Consider the following 20,963-nt stretch of genomic DNA (forward strand, 5'->3'; position numbering starts at 1 on the left):
ATAAAACTCCTGCCGGAGTCTGTGAGATCATATGGTATGGCTTTGGCAGGCTCTCGGGCGAGGAAACCGGGGTGCAGAAGGCCACGTCCCACCGGACTGGGGCGCGTTCACGCCATGCGTGTGGCGCCGCGAGGAACGCTGGGGGGCTGAAAGCCGTCGGCTATCAGGCTGCTTGTGTGCCAAAGCGGCTGGGGCTCGGGCGCGGATCGTGAGGTCGCGGATGCGCTGCGGGACACGAGGTCAAGCGTTCTTCGGGTCGGCCCCGCGTTCGGGCTGCGAGAGAGATGACACGGGACGCAAGGGCGTGATGGTAGAGATGGCGTGTTTGTAAATGAGATCCTGCCGGGTGCCGTCTGACAAGATCACCGTGAAGCTGTCGAAGCCCTTTACCAGGCCTTTCATCTGATACCCGTTGACGAGGTATATGGTGACCGGGATCTCCTGGCGCCTTACGGCGTTCAGGAACACGTCCTGAAGACTCTGGGACTGCCTGCCCATGTGCTCTCCCATCCTTCCTGTTCCGGGCGGCCGCTTCCGGCCGGCCGCGCCCCGCGTCCTTGTCGTCGTCACTGTGCACCGGCATATGCAGGCTGAAGCGTACGCCACGAGGCGCGCCCCGCTGCGTGCGGTCGCACGAAAACACCTTCTACATCGCCGCGAGTTTTCCTTTGACCAGCGCAAGGACGCAGGTCGCCGCCTCGCTCACCGACGGCGGGCATCCCATGTCGATCCATTCTATTCGCGGGTCAGCACGGAACCAGGTGAGCTGTCGCTTCGCGTACCGCCTGGTGTTCCGCTTGATCGCCTCCACGGCTTCTTCAAGCGAGCACCTACCCCGCAGGTGCTCAACGATCTCCTTGTAGCCCAGCGCCTGTCGCGCGGTAAGAGCGCACTCGTATCCACGTTCCAACAAACAGCGGGTCTCCTCCACGAGCCCTTGCCTCACCATGGCATCACACCGCCGTTCTATGCGCTCGTAGAGGACCTCCCTCTCGCGGACCAGCCCCAGCATCACGAGCCTGTCCACGCGCATCTTTCCCTCCCCCGCCCTCCGCCACATCTCGGAGATGGGCCGCCCCGTCGTGGCGTAGACTTCGAGGGCGCGGATTATGCGGCGCGCGTCGTTCGGGTGTATCCGGCGGGCGGCCGCCGGATCTACCTCTGCGAGCCTCGCGTGAAGGGCAGGCACCCCCTGGGCTGCGGCCTCGTCCTCAAGTTTCCTGCGCAATTCCGGGGAAGCGCCCTCCCATGGGAACAGGAACCCGTCGACCACGGCCCTCACGTAGAGGCCCGTGCCGCCTACGAGGAATGGGATCTTTCCGCGGGCAGCGATGTCGTCGATGGCAGCCTGCGCCAGCTCCTGGAAGCGTGCCACGTTGAACGCTTCATCCGGATCGACCACATCGATGAGGTGATGCGGAACTCGTGCGCGTTCCGACGGTCCGGGCTTCGCCGTGCCGATGTCCATGTACCTGTACACCTGCATGGAGTCACACGACACTATCTCGCCCCCGAGCCTCGCCGCCGCCTCGATGGAAACGTCCGTCTTGCCGACCGCCGTAGGACCGACAATGACGACAAGGATCTCGGGGCACCTCCGCGTCCTTCGTTCGCCGTGTCTTGCTTCTTTCATACGTCCCCTCTTCCGTGGTCCTCCCGCAGCTTTCCACAACCTCCAGGGCAAGCTCGCCCGGCACAGGCGCCTGCCTGGGAGGCAGGGCCCCGCGCCTCACACTCTCCTGAACGCCCGTTCAATTTCACCCTTGCCGATCCTGAGGATCGTTGGGCGCCCGTGTGGGCACGAGTATGGATCGCTCGCCTTTGCGAGGTCCGCGAGGAGCCTGTCTATCTCGGGCGCCTCAAGGGCGTGATTCGCCTTCACCGCCGCCTTGCACGCAACCTCGGCCGCCACGCGCGCGACCAGATCGATGCCCTTGTACGCGTCGTCCTCGGGGGCTCCAAAGCACGCCTCGAGTGACTCACGAACGACATCCGCGACGTCGCGTGCCCCGCGCAGGGAACCAAGCACGGCCGGGACCCCACGGAGGATGAGCGCCGACTGCCCGAAGGGCTCCAGAAGGAAACCGAGCCTCGAAAGCTCCTCAAGCATTGCGCACACGCGGGACTCCACGCGCGGCGACAGCTCCAGAGTCGTCGGGATGAGTGTCTGGACCTCCGGAGCCCCAGTTGAAAGCCCCGCGAGGACCGCCTCATACAAGATTCGCTCGTGCGCTGCATGTTGATCGATTATCACAAGGTCGCCATCGTCGGCCGCGAGTATGTACGTGTTCATGAACACCCCGAGCGGGACGAAGCGCGTCCTGGGCCCGGCGGTGCCCACTGCGCGCGACGCCTGTGGCGAGACCACGCCCCCCTCTGCCTCGCCCAGCTCCACCTCAAGGCCGGCGGGATGACCGGCGCGGTAGCCGTACGCTCCCGGCCCGTCCCTCACGGTCCAGGTGGGGGCCGCATGACGGTCTAGCGCTGCGCCGTCTCCCCGCGGGTCAGGCCCGAGCCTTCGGCCGAGGTTTGGGACTGCAGCGGATGAGTGGAGCGCTGACGCCGCGGCCTGCGCGGCAAGCTGGAACACCTCATGGCCCGCGGAGAATCTCACCTCTCGTTTGGCCGGATGAACGTTCACGTCGACCGAAGCCGGGTCGGTGGAGATCCAAAGAAACACCACTGGGTACCGGCCCGGAGGCAGCCTCCGGGCGTATGCATTCTCTATTGCTCGCGCCACAGCGGGGGCCGACACGGGCCTTCCATTTACGAATACGTGCTGCATGTCCCGGTTGGCGCGGGAGAGATCTGGGGGTGATATGAACCCTTCGATGCTGGTGCGACCGGTGCCGGCCACGAGCGGCAGCAAAGCTTTTGCGAGGGTCGCTCCGTACAGGGAGGCGATCGCCGCCCGCCTGTCGCCGCCGGGCTGTCCCTGGGCAAGGAGCAAGTCCCGTCCGTCCTGAACCAACCGAAACCTCACGCCCGGCCAGGCCAGCGCGACTCTAGCCACGGTGTCGCGGATGTGGTCGAGTTCCGTCGCGGGGCGCCTTTGGAATTTTCGTCTCGCGGGTGTATTGAAGAAGAGATCACGGCAGGTTACGGCGGTGCCCGCGGGCGAGGGCGCGTCCTCAACCTGCACGAGGCTCCCGCCTTCGTACACGACCCTCGTGCCGACCTGGTCGACCTCGCGCCTGGTCACGAGCTCCACGCGCGCCACCGCCGCAATGCTTGCGAGGGCCTCTCCCCTGAACCCCATCGTTCGCACGTTTTGGAGATCGTCCGCCCGGCGGATCTTGCTCGTCGCGTGCCGGAGGAACGCCGCCTTTGCGTCGCCCCTAGTCATTCCCGAACCGTCATCACTCACCCTGATGAACTCGCCTGGTGCGCCCCGGAGCTCGATGGTTATGGCGGACGCTCCCGCATCGATGGAGTTCTCGACGAGCTCCTTCACGACCGACGCGGGGCGCTCTATCACCTCGCCCGCAGCGATCTTGTTGATGGTCTCCTCGTCGAGCAACGTAATGGTGGTGTCGTCTCGTCCCAGGCTCACAGGTCCTCGTCCCTTTCAGATAACCTCGCTTTGACCTCGGCCAGCTTCTGAAGTGCCTCGATGGGCGTCATCCTGTCCACGTCGAGCGCCCTGAGCTCGGCGACGATCCCATTCCGCGCGCAGGTCGCGCACGCCTCCGCGCGCGCCGTCGCCTGGTCTGGCGCGCCTGGCACATCCCGCTCGTCCGTCTCCATCAACATGGCGAGCAGGCTCATCTGCTGCGGTCTCGAGGGGCTGCGCCTTTCGAGGTCTCGCAGTATCGCGCCGGCCCGCCGCACTATCTCCGCGGGCATGCCGGCCATCCGCGCGACGTTTATGCCGTAGCTCTTGTCGCACCCGCCCGGCGCGAGTCTGAAGAGGAACACGACCTCGCCGTCGCGCTCCTCGGCCTCCACGCGGAAGTTCCTCACACGCGGCAGCCTCTCCTCGAGCTCGGTCAATTCATGGAAATGGGTGGTGAATATCGTCTTCGCGCCGACCCTGTTGTGGAGGTACTCGATGACCGCCTGGGCGATGGCCATCCCGTCGTAGGTGCTGGTGCCTCTTCCAAGCTCGTCGATGAATATGAGAGTCTTCTCGGTCGCCTGCGCCAGGATCGCGGCGGTCTGGAGAAGCTCCACCATGAACGTGGACTTCCCCGAGGCGATCTCCTCGCTCGACCCCGCCCGGACCGCTATTCTATCGGTGAGCGGGATGCGCGCCGACGTGGCGGGCACGAAGCTTCCGATGTGCGCCATGAGGACGATGAGGAGCACTGACTTGCCGAAAGTGCTCTTGCCAGCCATGTTGGGCCCGGTGAGCACCATTATCTGGCAGTCATTAGGATCAAGGACCACGCTATTGGGAACGAACGCGCCCGCTGGTATGGTCGTTTCCACTACCGGGTGGCGGGCGCCTACGATCTCGAGCCTCGCGCCCTCGTACACCGTGGGCCGCACGTATCCTCGAGCCGCCGCGACCTCGGCCAGGCCCGCGAGCACATCAGCTTCGGCGAGGGCCCTTGCGGCTTCCTGGATCCTTGCGGTCTCGGCGGCCACGCGCGCGCGGACCTCGCAGAACAACTCGTACTCGAGGCGGGACATATGGTCCTTCGCCTTCAAGATGATGGCCTCGTGCTCTTTGAGCTCCGGAGTGACGAAACGCTCCGCCCCGGAGAGGGTCTGCTTCCTTACCCACTCCGTTGGCACGAGGTGAAGGTTTGGCCGGGTCACTTCTATGTAGTACCCGAACACCTGGTTGTACCCGACCTTCAGGGACTTGATGCCCGTTCGCTCTCTCTCAGTCGTCTCGAGCGTGGCGAGGAACTCCCGGCTCCTCTCGCTCGTCCTCCGCAGCTCGTCGAGGTGCTCATTGTACCCGCTGCGGATTATGCCGCCTTCCGTCACGGCGGCGGGTGGATCGTCGCAGATAGCCTCCATGATGAGCTGGCGGACGTCTGAAAGGTCGCCGAGCCTCGCCCCCAGCTCGCGGAGGGCGGCGCACCGCGCGCGCACAAGAAGGCTCCGGATCTCAGGGATGGCCGCGAAGGACTCGGCGAGCGCAACCAGGTCGCGTGCACCTGCGGCGGACGTCGAGACCCGCGTGGCGAGCCTTTCCACGTCGCGCACGGCGGCGAGCGCCTGCCGCAGCTCGGCCCGGGCGATGACATCCCCCACCAGCTCCTCGACCGCGTCGAGCCTTCGGTTGATCTCTGCAATGTCTTGGGAGGGCCTCTCCAGCCACCTTCGGATGAGCCGCGCGCCCATGGGCGTTACCGTGCGGTCCAGTACGCTGAGGAGCGTGGGCCCGCGGGAGCGCTGGCGGATAGGGTCTGACACCTCCAGGCTTCGTCTGGATTCAGGGTCAAGCCCCATTGAGTCGCCGCAGGAGTACGCCTTGAGGCTCCTGATGTGACCGAGCGACGTCATCTGCGTCTCGCGCAGATAAAGCAGGACCAGCCCCGCGGCTTGAAGGCCCACCGGGTACTCGCGCGCACCCGACGACTCGAGCGTGGTCGAACCGAACTGCTCCTCGACCGCCTTCGCCGCGAGCGACGGCGACCCCGCCCCTGGAACGTCGTCACACCGTGTGAGCGAGATGCCTTCCAGTCTCGAGAGGCCCTCCATCAGGCGAGCATCCTTGGCCGCGTCGGGCGGCACAAGGCATTCCCTCGGTGCGATCCTTGCCATTTCGGCAAGGATCGCGTCTTGCGCGCGCTGGCCCGCGGCCTCGGTGACGGAGAACTCCCCGGTCGACACGTCAGTCACGGCCAGCCCTACGGCGCGGCCCCGGACGGCGACCGCGGCAAGATAGTTGTTGGACTTGGCGTCCAGGAACTCCGGGTCGGTCACCGTGCCGGGCGTAACCACCCGGGTGACCTCGCGCCTCACGATCTGGCGCCCTGGGCCCGGCACCTCCATCTGGTCGCACACCGCAACCTTGTAGCCGCTATCCACGAGGCGCGCGATGTAAGCCTGCGCCGCGTGGTACGGCACGCCGCACATGGGCATCCTGTTGCCCTTGCCCGTCTCGCGAGACGTCAGCGTTATGTCGAGCACCCTCGACGCTATCTCGGCGTCCTCGTTGAACATCTCGTAGAAGTCGCCGAGCCTGAACATGAGTATCGCGTCGCGGTACTTCGCTTTTATAGCCTGGTACTGCTGAAGCATCGGGGTGATGGTCAAGCGTCCACCACCTCGCCCATCTGCGTCCAGGCATGGGGCTCGGTTATCCTCACCTTGACGAGGGTGCCCTTGCGCGCGCGGTCATCGCGCGGGAATATCACGAGCTTGTTGGTGCGCGTCCGCCCGGCAAGCATAGAGGGGTTGGTCTTGCTCTCCCCTTCCACGAGAACCTCCACGATCTTGCCTGCGAGGGCCTTGTTTATCTCGAGCGTTATCGCGTCCTGCACCTTGATGAGTCGCTGGATCCTGTCGCTCTTCACGTCCTCCGGGACCTGGTCGTCCATGCGGGCGGCGGCGGTGCCTCGGCGGGGGGAGAAAACGAAGGTGAACGCCGAGTCGAAGCGGACCTCGCGGACCACCTCAAGGGTCTCGAGGAAGTCCTCCTCGGTTTCGCCCGGAAAGCCCACTATGAGGTCGGTGGTTATCGAACAGCCTGGGACGGCCTCCCGGATGCGCCTGACCAGGTCCGTGTACTGAGCCCGCGTGTATCCGCGGTTCATACGAGAAAGAACCCTGTCCGACCCAGCCTGGAGGGGCAGGTGGAAGTGCTCGCAAACCGTCCGGCAGTCGGCTATCGTGTCAATGAGCTTTTGAGAGAAATCCCTTGGGTGGCTCGTGGTGAAACGAATCCTGTATATGCCTGGCGTCCCGTCGAGCGCCCGCAAGAGATCGGCGAAGTCGCGGCCATCTTCGAGGTCGTGCCCGTACGAATTGACGTTTTGGCCCAGGAGGACGACCTCGCGGTAGCCAGCCCTCCCCAGGCTCCTGACCTCGTCAACTATATCCTCGAACCTGCGACTCCTCTCGCGGCCACGGACGTACGGAACGATGCAGTACGTGCAGAAGTTGTTGCAGCCGTACATTATGGTGACCCACGCGGATACGGCGTCCGCGCGGCGCATGGGGAGGTGTTCAACTATGCCGCCTTCTTCGTCCCAGACCTCCACCACCCTCTGGCCGGCCTCCACCTTGTCGAGGAGCTCGGGCAAACGGTGAAGGTTCATCGTGCCGAAGACCAGGTCCACATGGGGCAGCTTCGAAGCTATGCGCTCCGCCTCGCCGTCCTGCTGCACCATACACCCGCAGATGCCGATGATGAGGTCGGGATTCGCGCGTTTGAGGCGCTTGAGGTCGGCCACTCGCCCGTAGACCTTCCTCTCGGGATTCTCCCGCACACAGCATGTGTTGAAGATGACTAAATCGGCTTCCTCGACCGTGCTAGCTGGAACGTACCCGCGGTCTTCGAGGATTCCGGCGATCACCTCGGAGTCGTGCTCGTTCATCTGGCACCCGAAGGTTTGCACGAAGTACTTCCGCATGGCGCTGCTCTCTAGACCACCCTTTACACCTAAGTCTGCGCACATCACCTGAGGCGCGCGTCATAGCTTGTCTTGTATCGGCGTGTATCGGCGCGCGAGCCCTGCCTGGGCTCCCGCCTGGGGTCGGCGATGTCCCCGGCGGCTGGCTCTGCCGGCGGCGCGCTCGCGGGGGCGGCGCGCCCGCGGCGTGCGGCGAGCCTCGCTCGAATTCGGCGCACGAAACGGCCGTGCTCAGACGGCTCGCAAGGACTATGGTGCGTCCCGCGCACCAACCCAATTCTAACATATATTCGTAACGGGGAGAACCGTGGGACGCTGTTGCGCTCTTGAAGAAGGTGTTGCGGTCACTTTCGCAGCAAGCCTGCTCTCCGCAACGCATCGGCGAGATCGCGACCGACGAGCGGAACCGCCGCAACCTCCCGGTACGCGAACTCGCCCAGCACGGTGAGGACGACGGCGTACACGATGGCTCCGGCCACGACAGCCGCGACGGTTGATAGGGAGTTGTCGTAGGAGTAGGCAAGGCAGGACTGGTACACGCACGTGACCACAGGAACCATGACTATGCATCCGGCGAGGGCTCGCCACCCGACGGCAAGGAGCCTCCAGCCATCGCCGCTCGCCCTGGCCACTGCAGCCGTGTTGAGGGTTCCGGCCACAACAAACGCGAGACCTGTGCCAAGGGCAGCTCCCCTGATCCCGAACTCGGGCATGGCGGTGAGAACGTAGTTGACCCCTCCTGCCACGGCCGCGCCGATGAGGCCGTTTCTGGCCGGCACGAGGACCCTCCCGTAGCCATTGAGGACACCCGCCGTGGTTTGTTGCAGGCAAAAGAAGAGCGACGAGAACGCCATGGCCGAGAGAGGCGTCCCGCCCGCCGGGTCTTTGAAAAGGAGCGAGCACAACTGCGTCGGGAGCACCGCGAGCCCAGCGGCGGCCGGAAGTCCTATGACGAACGCGCTGCGCAGCGCCTGGCGGGCGAGACGTCTCGATCTCTGCACTTCGCCGCACGCGTCGGCCGCCGCCACCTGGGGGACGAGGCTCGTGGCGACCGCAACCGTGACCACCCCCGGCAGGGCCACGAGCCCGAGCGCCATCACCTCGAGATGGCCGTACAGCCTGGTGGCCTCAGCCACAGCGTGCCCCGCTTGCTGGAGGCGGGCGGGCACCACTACAGCGTTGATGGCCTCGAGCAAGGGGAGGACGAGTGCACCCAGGGTGGCTGGTCCAGCAAGGGAAAGCAGCTGGCACAGGGTCGCCCCTGGGCCGCTGCGCTGGACGCGGGCGTGGCTTTTCGCGAGCTCGAAAGCTCCCCGGGCGGGCGAGGAACGCGCCTGTTCCCCACACGCCGTGAAGTAAAAGGCCGCCAACACGCAAAGGCCGGCCGCGGCACCGGCCCAGCTACCCGCCGCCGCGCCTGCGGCTGCCCACTGAACGCCCCTCGGGACGAGAGCGTATGCGAAGGCGAGGCCCGCTACGACCCGCACGACTTGCTCGGCCACCTGCGAGGCCGCCGTGGGTATCATGGTGCGATAGCCTTGGAAGTACCCGCGCAGCGCGCCTGCGATGGGGCTTATGAGAAGGGCGGGAGACAGCCATCTCATCGCGAAGTACGCCCTGGGGTCTTTGACGACGGTCGCGGCAAGGAAGCCCGCGCTCGCGTAGAGGGCTCCGGAAAGCGCGAGCGCGATGGGGATGACGAACCCGAGGCACACCTGGAGGACCTGTCTCGCGCCCCGGTGGTCACGTCGGGCCACACGCTCCGCGACGAGTTTGGAGGCGGCGACCGGGAGGCCGGACGTGCACAGCACGAGAGCCATGACGAAGACCGGAGAGGCCATGTGGAGGAGGCCAACGCCCTCGGCTCCGATGAGCCGGGCGAGGGGTATAGTGAAGAGGGCCCCGAACGCCTTCGTGACCACGGCGGCAGCTACGAGGATGGCGGTGCCTTTCAAAAAAGACTCGGACTTCATGATGGTACCGTACTATGATGCAGAGACCGCGGTCATGCCTCGAGTTCGCCGCTTGGCCACGTGCGCCTGTGCGCGGGGCCGCCGGGGCACCCATGCGTGCGTCGAGCCGCACCTTCGCCGTTACCGGCCTCGTGGCCTCACCACGACTATCGGCGTCTGTTGATCGTCGTTTCCGAACGGATTGTGTGCGAGAGCCCGCACGAGCCAATCGGACCGGCCCTCGAGGGTGGAGCCCAACACGTCCACACACCCGATGTCGTTCACGTCGACTACCGCGGCGTCAACCCCGGTGACCGCGTGGATCTCCCGTGCAACCTCATCGGGGTGCGCCGGCCCTAGAATCACGTGCTTGTCATAAGGTGGCATGGTGCCCGCGATGTCGTCTATCTGAGCGAGGGAGCGTCCCGCCACCCTGAAAAAGTCGCCTCTTCTCCCGAGGAGCCGCCCGACGCCTGCCGCAGCCGTCCCCAACAGCACTCTCCCAACCCCCGCTTCGCGTATGGCAAGCTCCATGGCGGGCGGCGTAGCCAAGCTACCGTCCTTGCCGGGCAGCTTGCAGAGGACTCGCGCAAGCGGCCTGGGGCGGACCTCTGCGGGGAGCACGGCCCTCCCCTGCGTGATGGCCACGACGCTCTCTGCCACAGCAATGACGTCGCCCGGGCGCGCGATCCCTTCCACGTAGCGGCGCACCACATCGGTGATCCTCTCGTGCTCGCCCACGAGGTGGGTGCGGATGGGAATCACATGCGCCGCCACCGGGATCTCGACGGTCTCGTCTTTGTGCCGACCCGTCAAGCCCTCTCTCTTCTGCACGCCCGGTCTGGCTTCGCTTTCGACGTGCCCGGCCCCGGCCGGAGGCCCGGAGACCGCCGGTGCTTCCCGGGGCTGCTCTGCAAAGTAGCGTTTCAGGCCGGTCATGATGGCCGACGCGGCCCTCTCCTTGAAGGTCGTGCTGCGGAACCACCCCTCTTCCACCCAGTTCGTGATGGTGGCGACCTCAATGAACGCGCACGGCACCCCGGGGTCAGCCGGGAGCTTTCCAGGGTATCGCGCCACACCTCTCGACACAACGGGCAACTTCGCCGAGAGAGAGGCCGCGATATGCCTCGCCAGCCGCTCGCTGCGGCTGTCTGGCAAGTGAAGAGCGCGCGAGCCTCCCACTGAGCGGTCACGCGATCCGAACGTGTGAACGCTCACCAAGACGTCTGCCCGCGCCTCCCTTACCTGGCTGAGTCGCTTTGCCATCGGCACCTCTTGGTCAGAGGACCGAGTCATGACAACCGCCGCTCCAGCAAGGGTGAGACGCGTCGCAAGGACACGGGCGACGTCGAGGGTGATGTTCTTCTCGAGCAAGTTCACGGGGCCGCGCTCCCCGTTGTCGCTCCCGCCGTGTCCCGGGTCCACGCCCACGACCCTTCCCTCGAATATGGCCCGCACCGCGCTCCAGTCGAAGTCGATGACAAGGCGCGCCGGCACGCCCGCGCACGGAGTCACCGTCCAGGAGCAGGCGTGCTCCAGCTTAACGGTGACCGAGGGGTGAAGGTGATCCGCGGCCACTGTGACTTCAACGAGCAGCCCGTCGTTTACCGTCAGGGTGTCGGGAGCCATGGCGAGGTCGCAGCCCGGGAGGTCTATCCGTACCTGGCCGGGGGATGGGGCACGAACGCGATGCGACATAGGAAGCGTCGCCTCGATGACCAGGCGTGAAGTCATCCGGCGGCATATCGGGTCAGCGTGCTCCGTGGCCCATACGTTTGTGATCTTGGGCTTCTCCAAACGCACCAACCCCGCCCGGCGCAAAGTGTGGTGCGCCCTGAAAAGGGCGACACATTACATGCTATGCGCGGACGGGGTCGGTCGACACGTCGATGTGATGAAACTCATCCCCCGGAAACCGGAGGGAACACGGTGACCCTGTCGCCCGGGAACAACCTAGTCGAGGCACTGCCCACCCTGTCGCCTATCAGGACGATCCCCCATAAACCCTGGGGTAGGCCCACCGCAGCCAGGGCATCGCCCACGGTGGCGTCTTCAGGGAGCTCGACCTCGGTCATCTCTGCGAGGCCGGGGCGCACGGACACCAAGACCTTGGACATCTCAACAGTCACTTTCATGATATCCGCCCCATCGCCAAGAGCTCTGCCGCAACGTCGGCGAGGCCCAGCCTTTCGAGGGTCTTGACCGTGGGCCGCCCGTCACGGTCCCAGCCACGCAAATCATAGTATTCATCGAGGAGCCGATCGATGTCCTCACGCGTGACGCGTGACCCTGCCAGCGGTCCGTCCGGAACGGGTTCGGTGTAGAACCTCCGCGGCGGCTGGTCGTCCGCCCTGCCGAAGTCAGCCCTTTCGCGTACGCCGAACGCCCGCACGAGGTTCCAAATGCGCTCCGACTTCAGGAGCAGGTCCTCCCATGTATCATCGCGCCCTGTCACCGCCGGATACAGCCTGGCGTAGTACTCCAGCGGCAGGCCAAGCTCGACCCACTGCAGGCGGCACACTCCCAGACAATCGAAAAGCGGCCTCACGTGTTGCAGCTCAACGACCTTCGCGGCCTTTCCTTCAATGACGTTGCGCCCGACCGCGATGTCGTGGGTGACGGACCACGCCCGGTTGTGGTGAGCTCCGATGTCGCACGTCATGTAGGCGAGCATCATGGACGGCGCACCACGTGATTCGTATCCGCTCCACTCCAGGCCCTTGACCTGAATGGCGAAGTCCTCGCTGCCACCGCCCCAGGCCGCGGCGGCGGCTCTCACGCCCCTTGAAAGGGGCGCGCCGATGCCTTGGCGCGCCGCTATGAGCTTTGCGATCTCGACGAACGCCTCGAGGCTCCCGAAGCGGGCTTCAATGCCGCCAGTATCCTCCTTCGTGATTATCCCGCGCTCGAAGCACTCCATGGTGAAGGCCACGGCATTGCCGGCCGAAATGGTGTCCAGGCCGAGCTCATCGCACATGTAGTTGGCGTACGCGACCTCCTCGATGGAGCCAAGCGCGCAGTTGCTGCCGATGAGGGCCGTAGTCTCGTACTCCGGGCCCTCGAGGAACACGCTCTCGCCCCTGTGGCTCGCCTTGCAGTACTTGCCCGTGGCCATAGGGCACGCAAAGCATGCTTTGTCTCTGACGTGGATGTCGCTGCGCATGCGCTCCCCGCTCAAAGCATCGGCGTTTTCGTAGAAGTTCTGGCGGAAATTGCGTGTGGGCAGCGCGCCGATGGAGTTCGACCACGTCGTCACCTGGGCCAGCCCCTGATCCTGCCACACTTTGAGCGCGGGGTTGGCAGCGAGGGCGGAGAACATCTCGCCTGCGACCTTGCGCAGGGCGGACATGTCAGCCACAGGAACGCCCTTGGTGCCCCGCACCGCAATGGCCTTCAGGTTCTTGGAGCCCATGACCGCGCCCATGCCGCACCGCCCGGCTTGGCGGCCGATGTCGTGATTCACGCAGGCGAAAACCACCATGTTCTCGCCCGCGGGTCCGATGGTGGCTATCTGAAACTCGTCCCCGAGCTCGTCCTTGAGAGCCTTCTCCGTCTTGATCGCGCCCATTCCCCACAGCTTCTCGCAAGGGCGCACCTCGACCTTGTCGTCCTCAATGAATAGGTACGATGGTACGGGCGCCCTGCCTTCCAGCACGACCGCATCGTAGCCGGCGTACTTGAGCTCACCAGCGAGATGCCCCCCGATGTTGCTGTCGCCGTAGAGCCCTGTCGCCGGGCTCTTGGCAGAGAAACTCGTCTTTGAACCGCTGGGCAGGAACACGCCGGAGAACGGCCCCGCGGCCACCACTAGCTTGTTGCCGGGCCCAAGCGGGTCGGTGCCGGGTGGGACCTCCCTGTACACGAGGTATGCGCCGAAGCCCCGGCCGCCTATGTAGGCGTTCACGAGGTCCTCGGCAAGCGGCTGCGCGGAAGCGACGCCCGTGGACAAGTCAACCCTCAGGATGCTTCCCGCGTATCCGTGCATCGTCCGCATCTAGCTCGCCACCTTTCGCAAGCCAGCGAGAGCATCAAGGACGCCTCTCGGGCAGTACTTCGCGCACTCCCCGCACGCCACGCACTTGATGGGGTGAGCAACCTCGGGGTGCGAAAACAGCGCGCCATTCGGGCACGCGTCTATGCAAACGCCGCAGTTCGTACATGTGTCCGCGTCTATCCGTACCACACCCTCATCCATGTTAATGGCGCCGACGGGGCAGACATCGGCGCACGTGCCACACTGGTCACAGACGATCACGTCGTATCTGGCGTCGGTGAAGAGCTTGGAGACCACGCGGATCCCGGCTTTCTTGGGGTTGTTCTCGCCAAAGTTCGTCACCGAGCACACGAGCTGACAAAGCCTGCAACCTGTGCATCGATCGAGATCGAGTTCCACCTTCTCTCCCCTCCCGAGCCTTCGTGAGCAAGACGCGAGTCAAACGAGCCGTGCCCGTGCATCGCCCGTTCATCGGCCACCGGCGCGGGCACGGGCTATACTACTGAGGGCTCGACCACGAGCTCCCCCCGCTCGAACCGGCCGAGGTCAAGCCCGCTTATGTCTATGGAAGGCTTGCCGTCGCAGATGATCTCAGCGAGCAGCCTGCCGGTGATGGGAGCCAGCATGAAGCCGTGACCCGAGAACCCACACGCAAGGTAGAAACCCTCCACCGGCGTTGCACCAAGTATCGGGTGGGCGTCGGGCGTCATGTCGTACAACCCCGCCCACTGCCTCACGACCCTGAGGTTACCCACAGGAGGCAGGACCCTCGTTATCTCGCGTGCCATTTCAACGAGGAACTTCCAGCCGCTCTCGGTGCTGAAGCCATGTGGCTCGGACGGGTCTCCCATGCCCATCACGAAGCTCCCATGCGGGGTTTGCTGGCAATAGAACCGCCTCGAGAACGACATCACCATCGGCCGCAGCGCGGGCTCCACCGGCTCGGTCACAAGGATCTGATGACGCTCGGCCCAGAACGGGATCTCGAGGCCCACCATCCGCGCCACAAGCCCCGAATGCGGCCCGGCAGCGTTCACGACCACCCTCGTATCGATGGTCCCCTTGTCGCAGACGACCCTGGCGACCCCGCCGGCCCCGACCTCGATGGCCTTGACTTCCGTGAAAGTCATGACCTCCACGCCGAGCCGGCGCGCGGCGGCGGCGTACGCGTAGGTGACGTGGAACGGATTGGCGTGGCCGTCGGTCGGGCAGTACGTGGCGCACAGCACGTCGCTCGTGTTGAGCATAGGAACGATGGCCTTCGCCTCTGCGGGCGTGAGGAGGCTCGCCGGGATCCCCAGCTCCCGCTCAAGTTGGACGTTCTTCGTGAATTGATCCATCTCGCGGTCTGTGTACGCGAGAAGGAGATAGCCACCTTGCTTGAATTCGACGCTGCGGTCATAGCCGAGCTCTTCGTCCATCCGTTCGAACATCCGGACGCTTTCGCGTGCCAAGAGGCAGTTCAGCTTCGTGCCCCACTGCTGCCTCACCCCTGCGCCGCAGCGTCCGGTGGAGCCGCTCGCCAGGTACGAGCGCTCCACGAGCACCACGCGGCCGAACCCGCGCGTCGCGAGATGATACGCCACGGATGCGCCCACGACCCCGCCACCGATGACAACAGCGTCAGCGGACCTGGTCATGGCCATCCCCCTCGATCCCGCGCTCGCCCGCGCGCCTGCGCTGGAGCTCCAGCTCCCGGCTTTCGGATTCGTCGCTCGCCTCCACCGCGCCCCCGAGACGCACAGGCTTAGTGGGCGGCCTGAATTTCCCTGTCGCTAGATCTGCGACGCTGGTGCCCGTGGCCTTGGCTATCTCCGCCAGCACGAGTTGGCGGCAAGTCCGGCCTTGGCAGGGCCCCATGCCGCACCTGGTGATCCGCTTGATCTCCTCGACCGTCCTGTAACCCTTAGCTATGAGATCGCGGATCTCGTCGAGCGTGACGTCCTCGCACCGGCAAACCACGACAACGCCGGGCCCGGGGGCTTTGCCCCCTTCGCCCATACTCTCGTCGTCCGCAGTTCGCTGCGCCGCCTCAGCCTGAGGTTTCGCGCACGCCACATGCGCTCCCTCCCACCCGGATGTGCCGGACCTCCATCGAGAGCCCCTTCGGCACCTCTATCCACACAACAGATGTCTTGTCTTGCCTTTCGGACGTCTGGACCCGGACCACTCTAGCGGTGCAGCGCGCCCTTCCCGTCCTATCCAACCCCACCACATCCTGCCCTGGTTTGGGCAGCGGCACGAACTCGTAAGGCAGTTTCACGAGAGCCTGAGCCTCTCCCCACGTCTCGTCGACAACGAATATGGCAAGCCCCGGGCAAGCGGATATGCACGTGCCACACCCGTTGCACTTGTCGAAGTCCACCTCAGGAAGGTGGTTGATGTCCTCAAAGGGCCGGATAGCACCTCGTGGACACGCGTCGTGGCACGGGTCGCAGGGTATCTCCTCGGGACATTCGACGACCACGCACGGGCCCCGTGCGAGCCTCTCGGCGTCAGGAACACCGTTCGGGGCGCTCGGGCCGGCAGTCAATTCGCCACCGTCACGCAAACACGCCGACCTCCTTCCCGAGGCGCATCAGACGTTCGATCCCCCGGCGCACCCTCTCACCTTTCGGGCCTGCGCGGAGCGCGGCGAGCTCGGCCCTGGCGGCCGCGAGCCTCTCATCCACGTCGGGTCTTGTATACCCGAGCGAGCGCGCTGCGGCGAGCCCGGCGAGAGTGCCTTCTATCATGGCGGACGAGGCCTCCTCGATACCCGCCAGGTCTCCGGCCACGTATACGCCTGGGCGCGAAGTCTCGTAGTTGTCATCCCGCAAAGCGACGTGCCCACCAAGCTCGGGGATGTAAGCCATCCTGCACCCTGCTTGCCAGAGGAGGTCTGCCAGGGGAGTGAGGCCGACCGCCAGGCATATGGTGTCCACCTGGAAGCGCCGATCCGTCCCCGGGACCGGCTCGAAGTCACTGCCGAGAGCGCATATTGTAGCGCCCTCGACCACCCTGGTGCCGTGCGCTGCCTTCACCGTATGCGATGTGAGGACCGGCACGCCAGCCCTTCGGATCTTCCGCGCGTGAACCTCATACCCGCCTATGTTGGGCATTGCCTCGACGACTGCGACGACCTCGACGCCCGCCTGCAACAGCTGGTAGCTGACGATGAGGCCGATGTTGCCTGCTCCAACCATAAGCGCGGCGCGCCCGGGCCTCACCCCGTGCACGTTCATGAGCGTCTGGACCGCGCCGGCACCGTAAACGCCCGGCAGATCGTTGCCGGGAAAGGCGAGCATCCTCTCAGAAGCTCCCGTGGCGCATATGACGCGCTCCGGCTTCAGGAACGTGACGCGATCCTCGCGCTCGATACCGAGGGTCCCGTCATCATAGAAACCGACGACGGTGCTTTCCAGCATGAGCTCCACCATCGGGTCGCCCTCGACCTGCGCCGCAAGCATGCGGGCTATGTCTATCCCGCGCCGCCCGGCAAACTGTCCCCTCGACCCGAAGAACTTGTGGGTTTGCTTGACGAGCTGCCCTCCCGGCCTCGTGCCGGAGTCTACGCAAGTCACTCGGGCGCCCATCTCCCGGGCGGCTATGGCGGCGCACAGGCCCGCTGGGCCTGCCCCGATCACGCAGACCTCAGTCGTTCGCAAGAAGCACACCCTTTCCCCGCTGCGTTTCGACGCGCATGCCCTCGCGCAGCCTCTCTATGCAGACTCTCACGTTCGGGCGCCCGTCCACGGTCATCAGGCACGACGAGCAGTTGCCTATCGCGCAGAAGAAGCCCCTCGGCCTTTTCAGTTTAGGACTCTCTCTCAGCACGCGCACGCCCGCTGCGTGCAGGGCGGCCGCAATAGGCTCCCCCTCGTACCCCTCCAGTTCCTGGCCGTCGAACGTAAACTTGACCTTCCTGCCCCTCTTGAACTCAAGTATCGGGTGAACCGTGATCCTCATAGCGTCATCGGTCATCGGTCGCTCAGCCGTCCTCTCGCTGATGAGCGCGTCGTGGGTGAGCCGGCGCAGCCGCGCCGCGTGGTCCGGATTCTGTGACGGCGCCCATGGCGCTGCCGCGTATCGAGCCCGAGTCGTCCTCGCGTCTCGCAGACGTACCACAGTGTTTATTCGCGCCGGTCAGGGCTTTTCCTCTATGGGACCATCGAAATGCTCTCGACGTGAACCTGCCGCGGCTTCGACCTTTCGACCGTCGACTGCCTGGCGTTCGCGGGAAGGTTGCGGTGTTTGCGGGCCGAGGCTGGGAGGTTTGCGGGCAGGGCTGGGAGGCCCTGGGTCAGCGGCCGCTGGCGCGCGAGGCCGCCTGAAGCATCTCTCTCGCATGCTCGAACGTTGTCGGTGTGAGGCCTGCGCCTCCGAGCATCCTCGCGATCTCGGCTATGCGTGCTTCTCCCTCAAGCTTCTCGACGACGGTCTTCGTGCGCCCGCCCCCCTCGACCTTATTGATGACGTAGTGGGTATCGGCCATGCTCGCGATCTGGGCGAGATGGGTCACGCAGATCACCTGGCGCATCCGGCTCGTCGCCGCGAGCTTCGCTGCGACCGCGGTCGCTGTGCGGCCGCCGATGCCGGCGTCGATCTCGTCGAATATGAGCGTGTCCACCTCGTCCACCGAGGCGAGGCACGACTTCAGGGCAAGCATCACCCTGGAGATCTCCCCGCCGCTCGCTATGCGGGCAAGGGGCTTTGCCGGCTCGCCCCGGTTTGCCGAGAGGAGGAACTCCACAGTGTCGACGCCGCTTGCCCCGCAAGCAAGGAGCTTGCCCCCCACAGGCACGCCCGCCGCGTCTTCCTTTGTGGAGAAGCTCACACGGAATTCGCATGAACCCATGTTCAGCTCGGCAAGCTCGGCCTCCACCTGCTTCTCGAGCACACGCGCGGCACGCGCCCGCAGCTCGTGGAGGGAGCCGGCGAGGGCTCCGAGAGACTCTCTGGTCTTCGCCAATTCCCTTTCAATCGCTGCTATCTCCTCCTCTGAGGACGCGGCCTTCTCTATCTCACGGCCGATCTCGCGGCGGAACTCGAGGATCTCGTCCACCGTGTCACCGTACTTCTTCTTCAAACGCTGGAGAACAGCGAGACGCTCTTCCACCTGCGCGAGTCGTGCCGGGTCAACCTCGATGCCGTCCCTGTATACCCGGAGCATCCGCGCCGCCTCCTCGCACGCGGCTGAGGCACTTTGCAGGAGCTCTTGCGCCCCTCTCACGGAGTCATCCACCTTCATGATGGCCTCGATCTCCGAAATGGCCGCGGCTATGGCGTCACAAGCGCCCGCTGACAGGCCGTCAGTCCCCTGGAGCGCGGCGTACGCCGCCTCGGCGTGGGCGTAGAGCTGGTCCGCCGCAGCGAGGACCGCCCGGTCGCGTGCAAGCTGCACGTCCTCTCCTGGGGAAAGCCGCGCGGCGTCGATCTCTCTCGCTTGAAACTCGAGAAGGTCCAAGCGCTGCGCGCGCTCCCTCTCTCCCGTGCGAAGCGCTGCGAGCCTCTCCTGGAGCTCCACGAGGCGCGCATGACAGGACCGCACCTCATCGCGAAGGGCAAGCGTCTCCGGGCCTGCAAACCTGTCGAGGAACTCTATGTGCTTCCCTACCCGGAGCAGCGACTGGTGCTCGTTTTGGCCGTGGATGTCAACCAGATGCTCACCGATGCCTGCAAGCATCCCCTGCGTGACGGGCCGCCCGTTCACCCTGCACTGGTTCCTTCCGGATCTTGAGATGGTGCGTGAGATGACCACAAGGTCGTCGTTCCCCACTTCTATGCCAAGGTCTTCGATGGCCCGACGCGCAGAAGACCCTTTCGGGACGGAGAACACCCCGTGGATGACGGCTTCGTCCGTCCCCGTGCGGACCAGGTCCAAAAACGCGCGCCCTCCAAGAAGGAGAGTCACGGCACCGATGATGATGGACTTGCCCGCGCCTGTCTCTCCCGAGAGCACGTTGAACCCTTCCCTGAATTGGAGCTCGACTTCCTCCACAAGAGCGAAGTCTTTGATATGGAGCTCAAGAAGCACGGCATCTCACCACCGCTCTGGTCGCAGCTCCTCCTGTCGACCGGACCTTCGCTCGCTATTCCCCGCGCTCCTCCGGGGACGGCCGTCGCAGCCTGTTGAATCTTCCCAGCAGTTCGGGGACGGCAGACTTGGGGCGGACCACCGCCAGGATCGTGTCGTCGCCGGCTATAGTTCCCACGATCTCCTTGAAGTCCGCCTCGTCGATGGCTGCCGCCACCGCGTGGGCGTTGCCCGTGAGGGTCTTGATGACGACCAGGTTCTCGCTGAAATCGACGGCCACAACGGAATCCGCGAACAGCCTTTCGAGACGTCGCTGGGCCTCTTCTTGCGACCGCTCGTGCGGCAGGCCGTAGCGATACCGTCCGTCGCTGGTGGGCAGCTTCGTTATGCGCAGCTCTTTGATGTCCCGAGAGACAGTGGCCTGCGTGACTTTGAAGCCCTCCTTGCGCAGTTCACGGGCGAGGTCTTCCTGGGTTTCGACCACCTTGTCCCTGATGATCTTGAGCACCCTCGCGTGGCGCTTGGCCTTCAACGATTTCACCTTCCTACACGTTCCCTTCCGCAAGACGCGTCCTGAGGACCTCGTAGAAGCTGCGACGCCCGAGCTTCACGAGCCGGGTCTTCGTCGGGGCGGCTTCCACAAGGACCTCGTCGCGGTTCTCCAAGCGAAATCCCACCTGGCCGTCGACGGTCAGCATGACCTCCTCGCTCGGGGCGGACACGACTATCCTCACCGTGTCCCTGCGGGAAGCGACGAAGGATCTCGCCGCCAAAGTGTGCGGGCAAATGAACGTCACTATGAGGGTATCGATGGCCGGGTCTACTATCGGGCCGCCCGCGGACAAGGAGTAGCCGGTGGAGCCGGTGGGGCTCGCGACTATGGCGCCGTCCGCCGGGTAGGTGCCAATGAAATTCGGGCCGATGTACGTCTTCAGCCGTATCATTCTGGCAAACGCGCCCTTGGTGACAACCACGTCGTTCAGCCCAACGAAGTCTGCCACGGTTCCCTTTGACCCGCGCGTGACCTGCGCACGGAGCATCATTCTCTCCTCCACAGTGTACCGGCCGCTTAGGACCCTCTCGAGAGCCTCGTACAAGTCGGGAAGCTCCACCTCAGTGAGAAACCCGAGATGGCCGACGTTCACGCCGAGGATGGGAACCTCACTACCGGCAAGGCGGCGGGCCGCATTCAGGAGGGCGCCATCGCCCCCGAGCACGACGGCGAGGTCGAGCTTCTCACCAATGGCCTCCTCGCCGAAGGACAGGTCGACGAGGCCGAATTCCCGCGCACTGTCGGGATCAAGCATGACCTGGACCCCTCGCGCGGGAAGGAACCTCAGGAGCTCCTTCGCCGTTTCGACGGCGGCGTGCTTTCCAAGGTGGGTTACAAGGCCTATCCTCATCTCGCACCTCGCACAGTCTCCTACCAACAAGGACTTCCGTTGCGAATGCGAACGGCGTGCGCC

At 65.1% G+C, this 20,963-nt stretch carries 18 protein-coding genes; all 18 read right to left on the reverse strand.

The window, feature by feature from the left end; all coding sequences use genetic code 11:
* Positions 1-240: 240 nt before the first annotated feature.
* The 18 genes from hfq to GX515_02275 all read right to left on the reverse strand — a co-directional run bounded on the left by hfq (position 241) and on the right by GX515_02275 (position 20,900).
* Positions 241-498, reverse strand: a complete 258-nt coding sequence (gene hfq / locus GX515_02190; protein HHY31822.1) for an RNA chaperone Hfq — start codon at positions 496-498, stop codon at positions 241-243.
* 148 nt (positions 499-646) lie between these two features.
* Positions 647-1,633: a tRNA (adenosine(37)-N6)-dimethylallyltransferase MiaA gene (gene miaA, locus GX515_02195; GenBank protein ID HHY31823.1), complete on the reverse strand. Its 987-nt coding sequence runs from the start codon at positions 1,631-1,633 to the stop codon at positions 647-649.
* 96 nt (positions 1,634-1,729) lie between these two features.
* A complete protein-coding gene (gene mutL / locus GX515_02200; GenBank protein ID HHY31824.1) occupies positions 1,730-3,553 on the reverse strand; it encodes a DNA mismatch repair endonuclease MutL in 1,824 nt (607 codons plus the stop codon).
* Positions 3,550-6,201, reverse strand: coding sequence for a DNA mismatch repair protein MutS (gene mutS, locus GX515_02205; protein HHY31825.1), 2,652 nt, complete (start codon positions 6,199-6,201; stop codon positions 3,550-3,552). The genes mutL and mutS overlap by 4 nt, the downstream gene beginning before the upstream one ends.
* A gap of 11 nt (positions 6,202-6,212) precedes the next feature.
* Positions 6,213-7,535, reverse strand: a complete 1,323-nt coding sequence (miaB, locus tag GX515_02210) for a tRNA (N6-isopentenyl adenosine(37)-C2)-methylthiotransferase MiaB (protein HHY31826.1) — start codon at positions 7,533-7,535, stop codon at positions 6,213-6,215.
* 344 nt (positions 7,536-7,879) lie between these two features.
* On the reverse strand, positions 7,880-9,508 hold the full coding sequence (locus GX515_02215; protein HHY31827.1) for a polysaccharide biosynthesis protein: 1,629 nt from the start codon (positions 9,506-9,508) through the stop codon (positions 7,880-7,882).
* A 120-nt stretch (positions 9,509-9,628) separates the two neighbouring features.
* On the reverse strand, positions 9,629-11,284 hold the full coding sequence (locus GX515_02220; GenBank protein HHY31828.1) for a hypothetical protein: 1,656 nt from the start codon (positions 11,282-11,284) through the stop codon (positions 9,629-9,631).
* A gap of 104 nt (positions 11,285-11,388) precedes the next feature.
* Positions 11,389-11,562, reverse strand: coding sequence for a MoaD/ThiS family protein (locus tag GX515_02225; protein ID HHY31829.1), 174 nt, complete (start codon positions 11,560-11,562; stop codon positions 11,389-11,391).
* Positions 11,563-11,618: 56 nt separating this feature from the next.
* A complete protein-coding gene (locus tag GX515_02230) occupies positions 11,619-13,472 on the reverse strand; it encodes an aldehyde ferredoxin oxidoreductase family protein (protein ID HHY31830.1) in 1,854 nt (617 codons plus the stop codon).
* Between the two features lie 9 nt (positions 13,473-13,481).
* The gene (locus GX515_02235) at positions 13,482-13,880 is read right to left on the reverse strand and encodes a 4Fe-4S dicluster domain-containing protein (protein HHY31831.1); all 399 of its coding nucleotides are present in this window, start codon (positions 13,878-13,880) and stop codon (positions 13,482-13,484) included.
* 95 nt (positions 13,881-13,975) lie between these two features.
* Positions 13,976-15,121 carry an FAD-binding oxidoreductase gene (locus GX515_02240; protein ID HHY31832.1) on the reverse strand — a complete coding sequence of 382 codons (1,146 nt, stop codon included), beginning with the start codon at positions 15,119-15,121 and terminating at the stop codon, positions 13,976-13,978.
* On the reverse strand, positions 15,105-15,482 hold the full coding sequence (locus GX515_02245) for a (2Fe-2S)-binding protein (GenBank protein HHY31833.1): 378 nt from the start codon (positions 15,480-15,482) through the stop codon (positions 15,105-15,107). The genes GX515_02240 and GX515_02245 overlap by 17 nt, the downstream gene beginning before the upstream one ends.
* Before the next feature lie 31 nt (positions 15,483-15,513).
* Complete coding sequence (locus GX515_02250; GenBank protein ID HHY31834.1) at positions 15,514-16,032, reverse strand: 4Fe-4S binding protein; 519 nt, start codon at positions 16,030-16,032, stop codon at positions 15,514-15,516.
* Complete coding sequence (locus GX515_02255; GenBank protein ID HHY31835.1) at positions 16,025-17,128, reverse strand: FAD-dependent oxidoreductase; 1,104 nt, start codon at positions 17,126-17,128, stop codon at positions 16,025-16,027. Before GX515_02255 ends, GX515_02250 begins: the two co-directional genes overlap by 8 nt.
* A complete protein-coding gene (locus GX515_02260) occupies positions 17,115-17,429 on the reverse strand; it encodes a (2Fe-2S)-binding protein (GenBank protein ID HHY31836.1) in 315 nt (104 codons plus the stop codon). Before GX515_02260 ends, GX515_02255 begins: the two co-directional genes overlap by 14 nt.
* Before the next feature lie 334 nt (positions 17,430-17,763).
* Positions 17,764-19,497 (reverse strand): DNA repair protein RecN, encoded by a 1,734-nt coding sequence (gene recN / locus GX515_02265; protein ID HHY31837.1) that lies wholly within the window; start codon positions 19,495-19,497, stop codon positions 17,764-17,766.
* A gap of 55 nt (positions 19,498-19,552) precedes the next feature.
* Positions 19,553-20,029, reverse strand: a complete 477-nt coding sequence (gene argR / locus GX515_02270) for an arginine repressor (protein ID HHY31838.1) — start codon at positions 20,027-20,029, stop codon at positions 19,553-19,555.
* A gap of 13 nt (positions 20,030-20,042) precedes the next feature.
* Positions 20,043-20,900 (reverse strand): NAD(+)/NADH kinase, encoded by an 858-nt coding sequence (locus GX515_02275; GenBank protein ID HHY31839.1) that lies wholly within the window; start codon positions 20,898-20,900, stop codon positions 20,043-20,045.
* Between the last annotated feature and the right edge of the window lie 63 nt (positions 20,901-20,963).

The organism is Bacillota bacterium, from assembly GCA_012842395.1.
In the GTDB taxonomy this organism is placed as follows: Bacteria; Bacillota; SHA-98; order UBA4971; family UBA4971; genus UBA6256.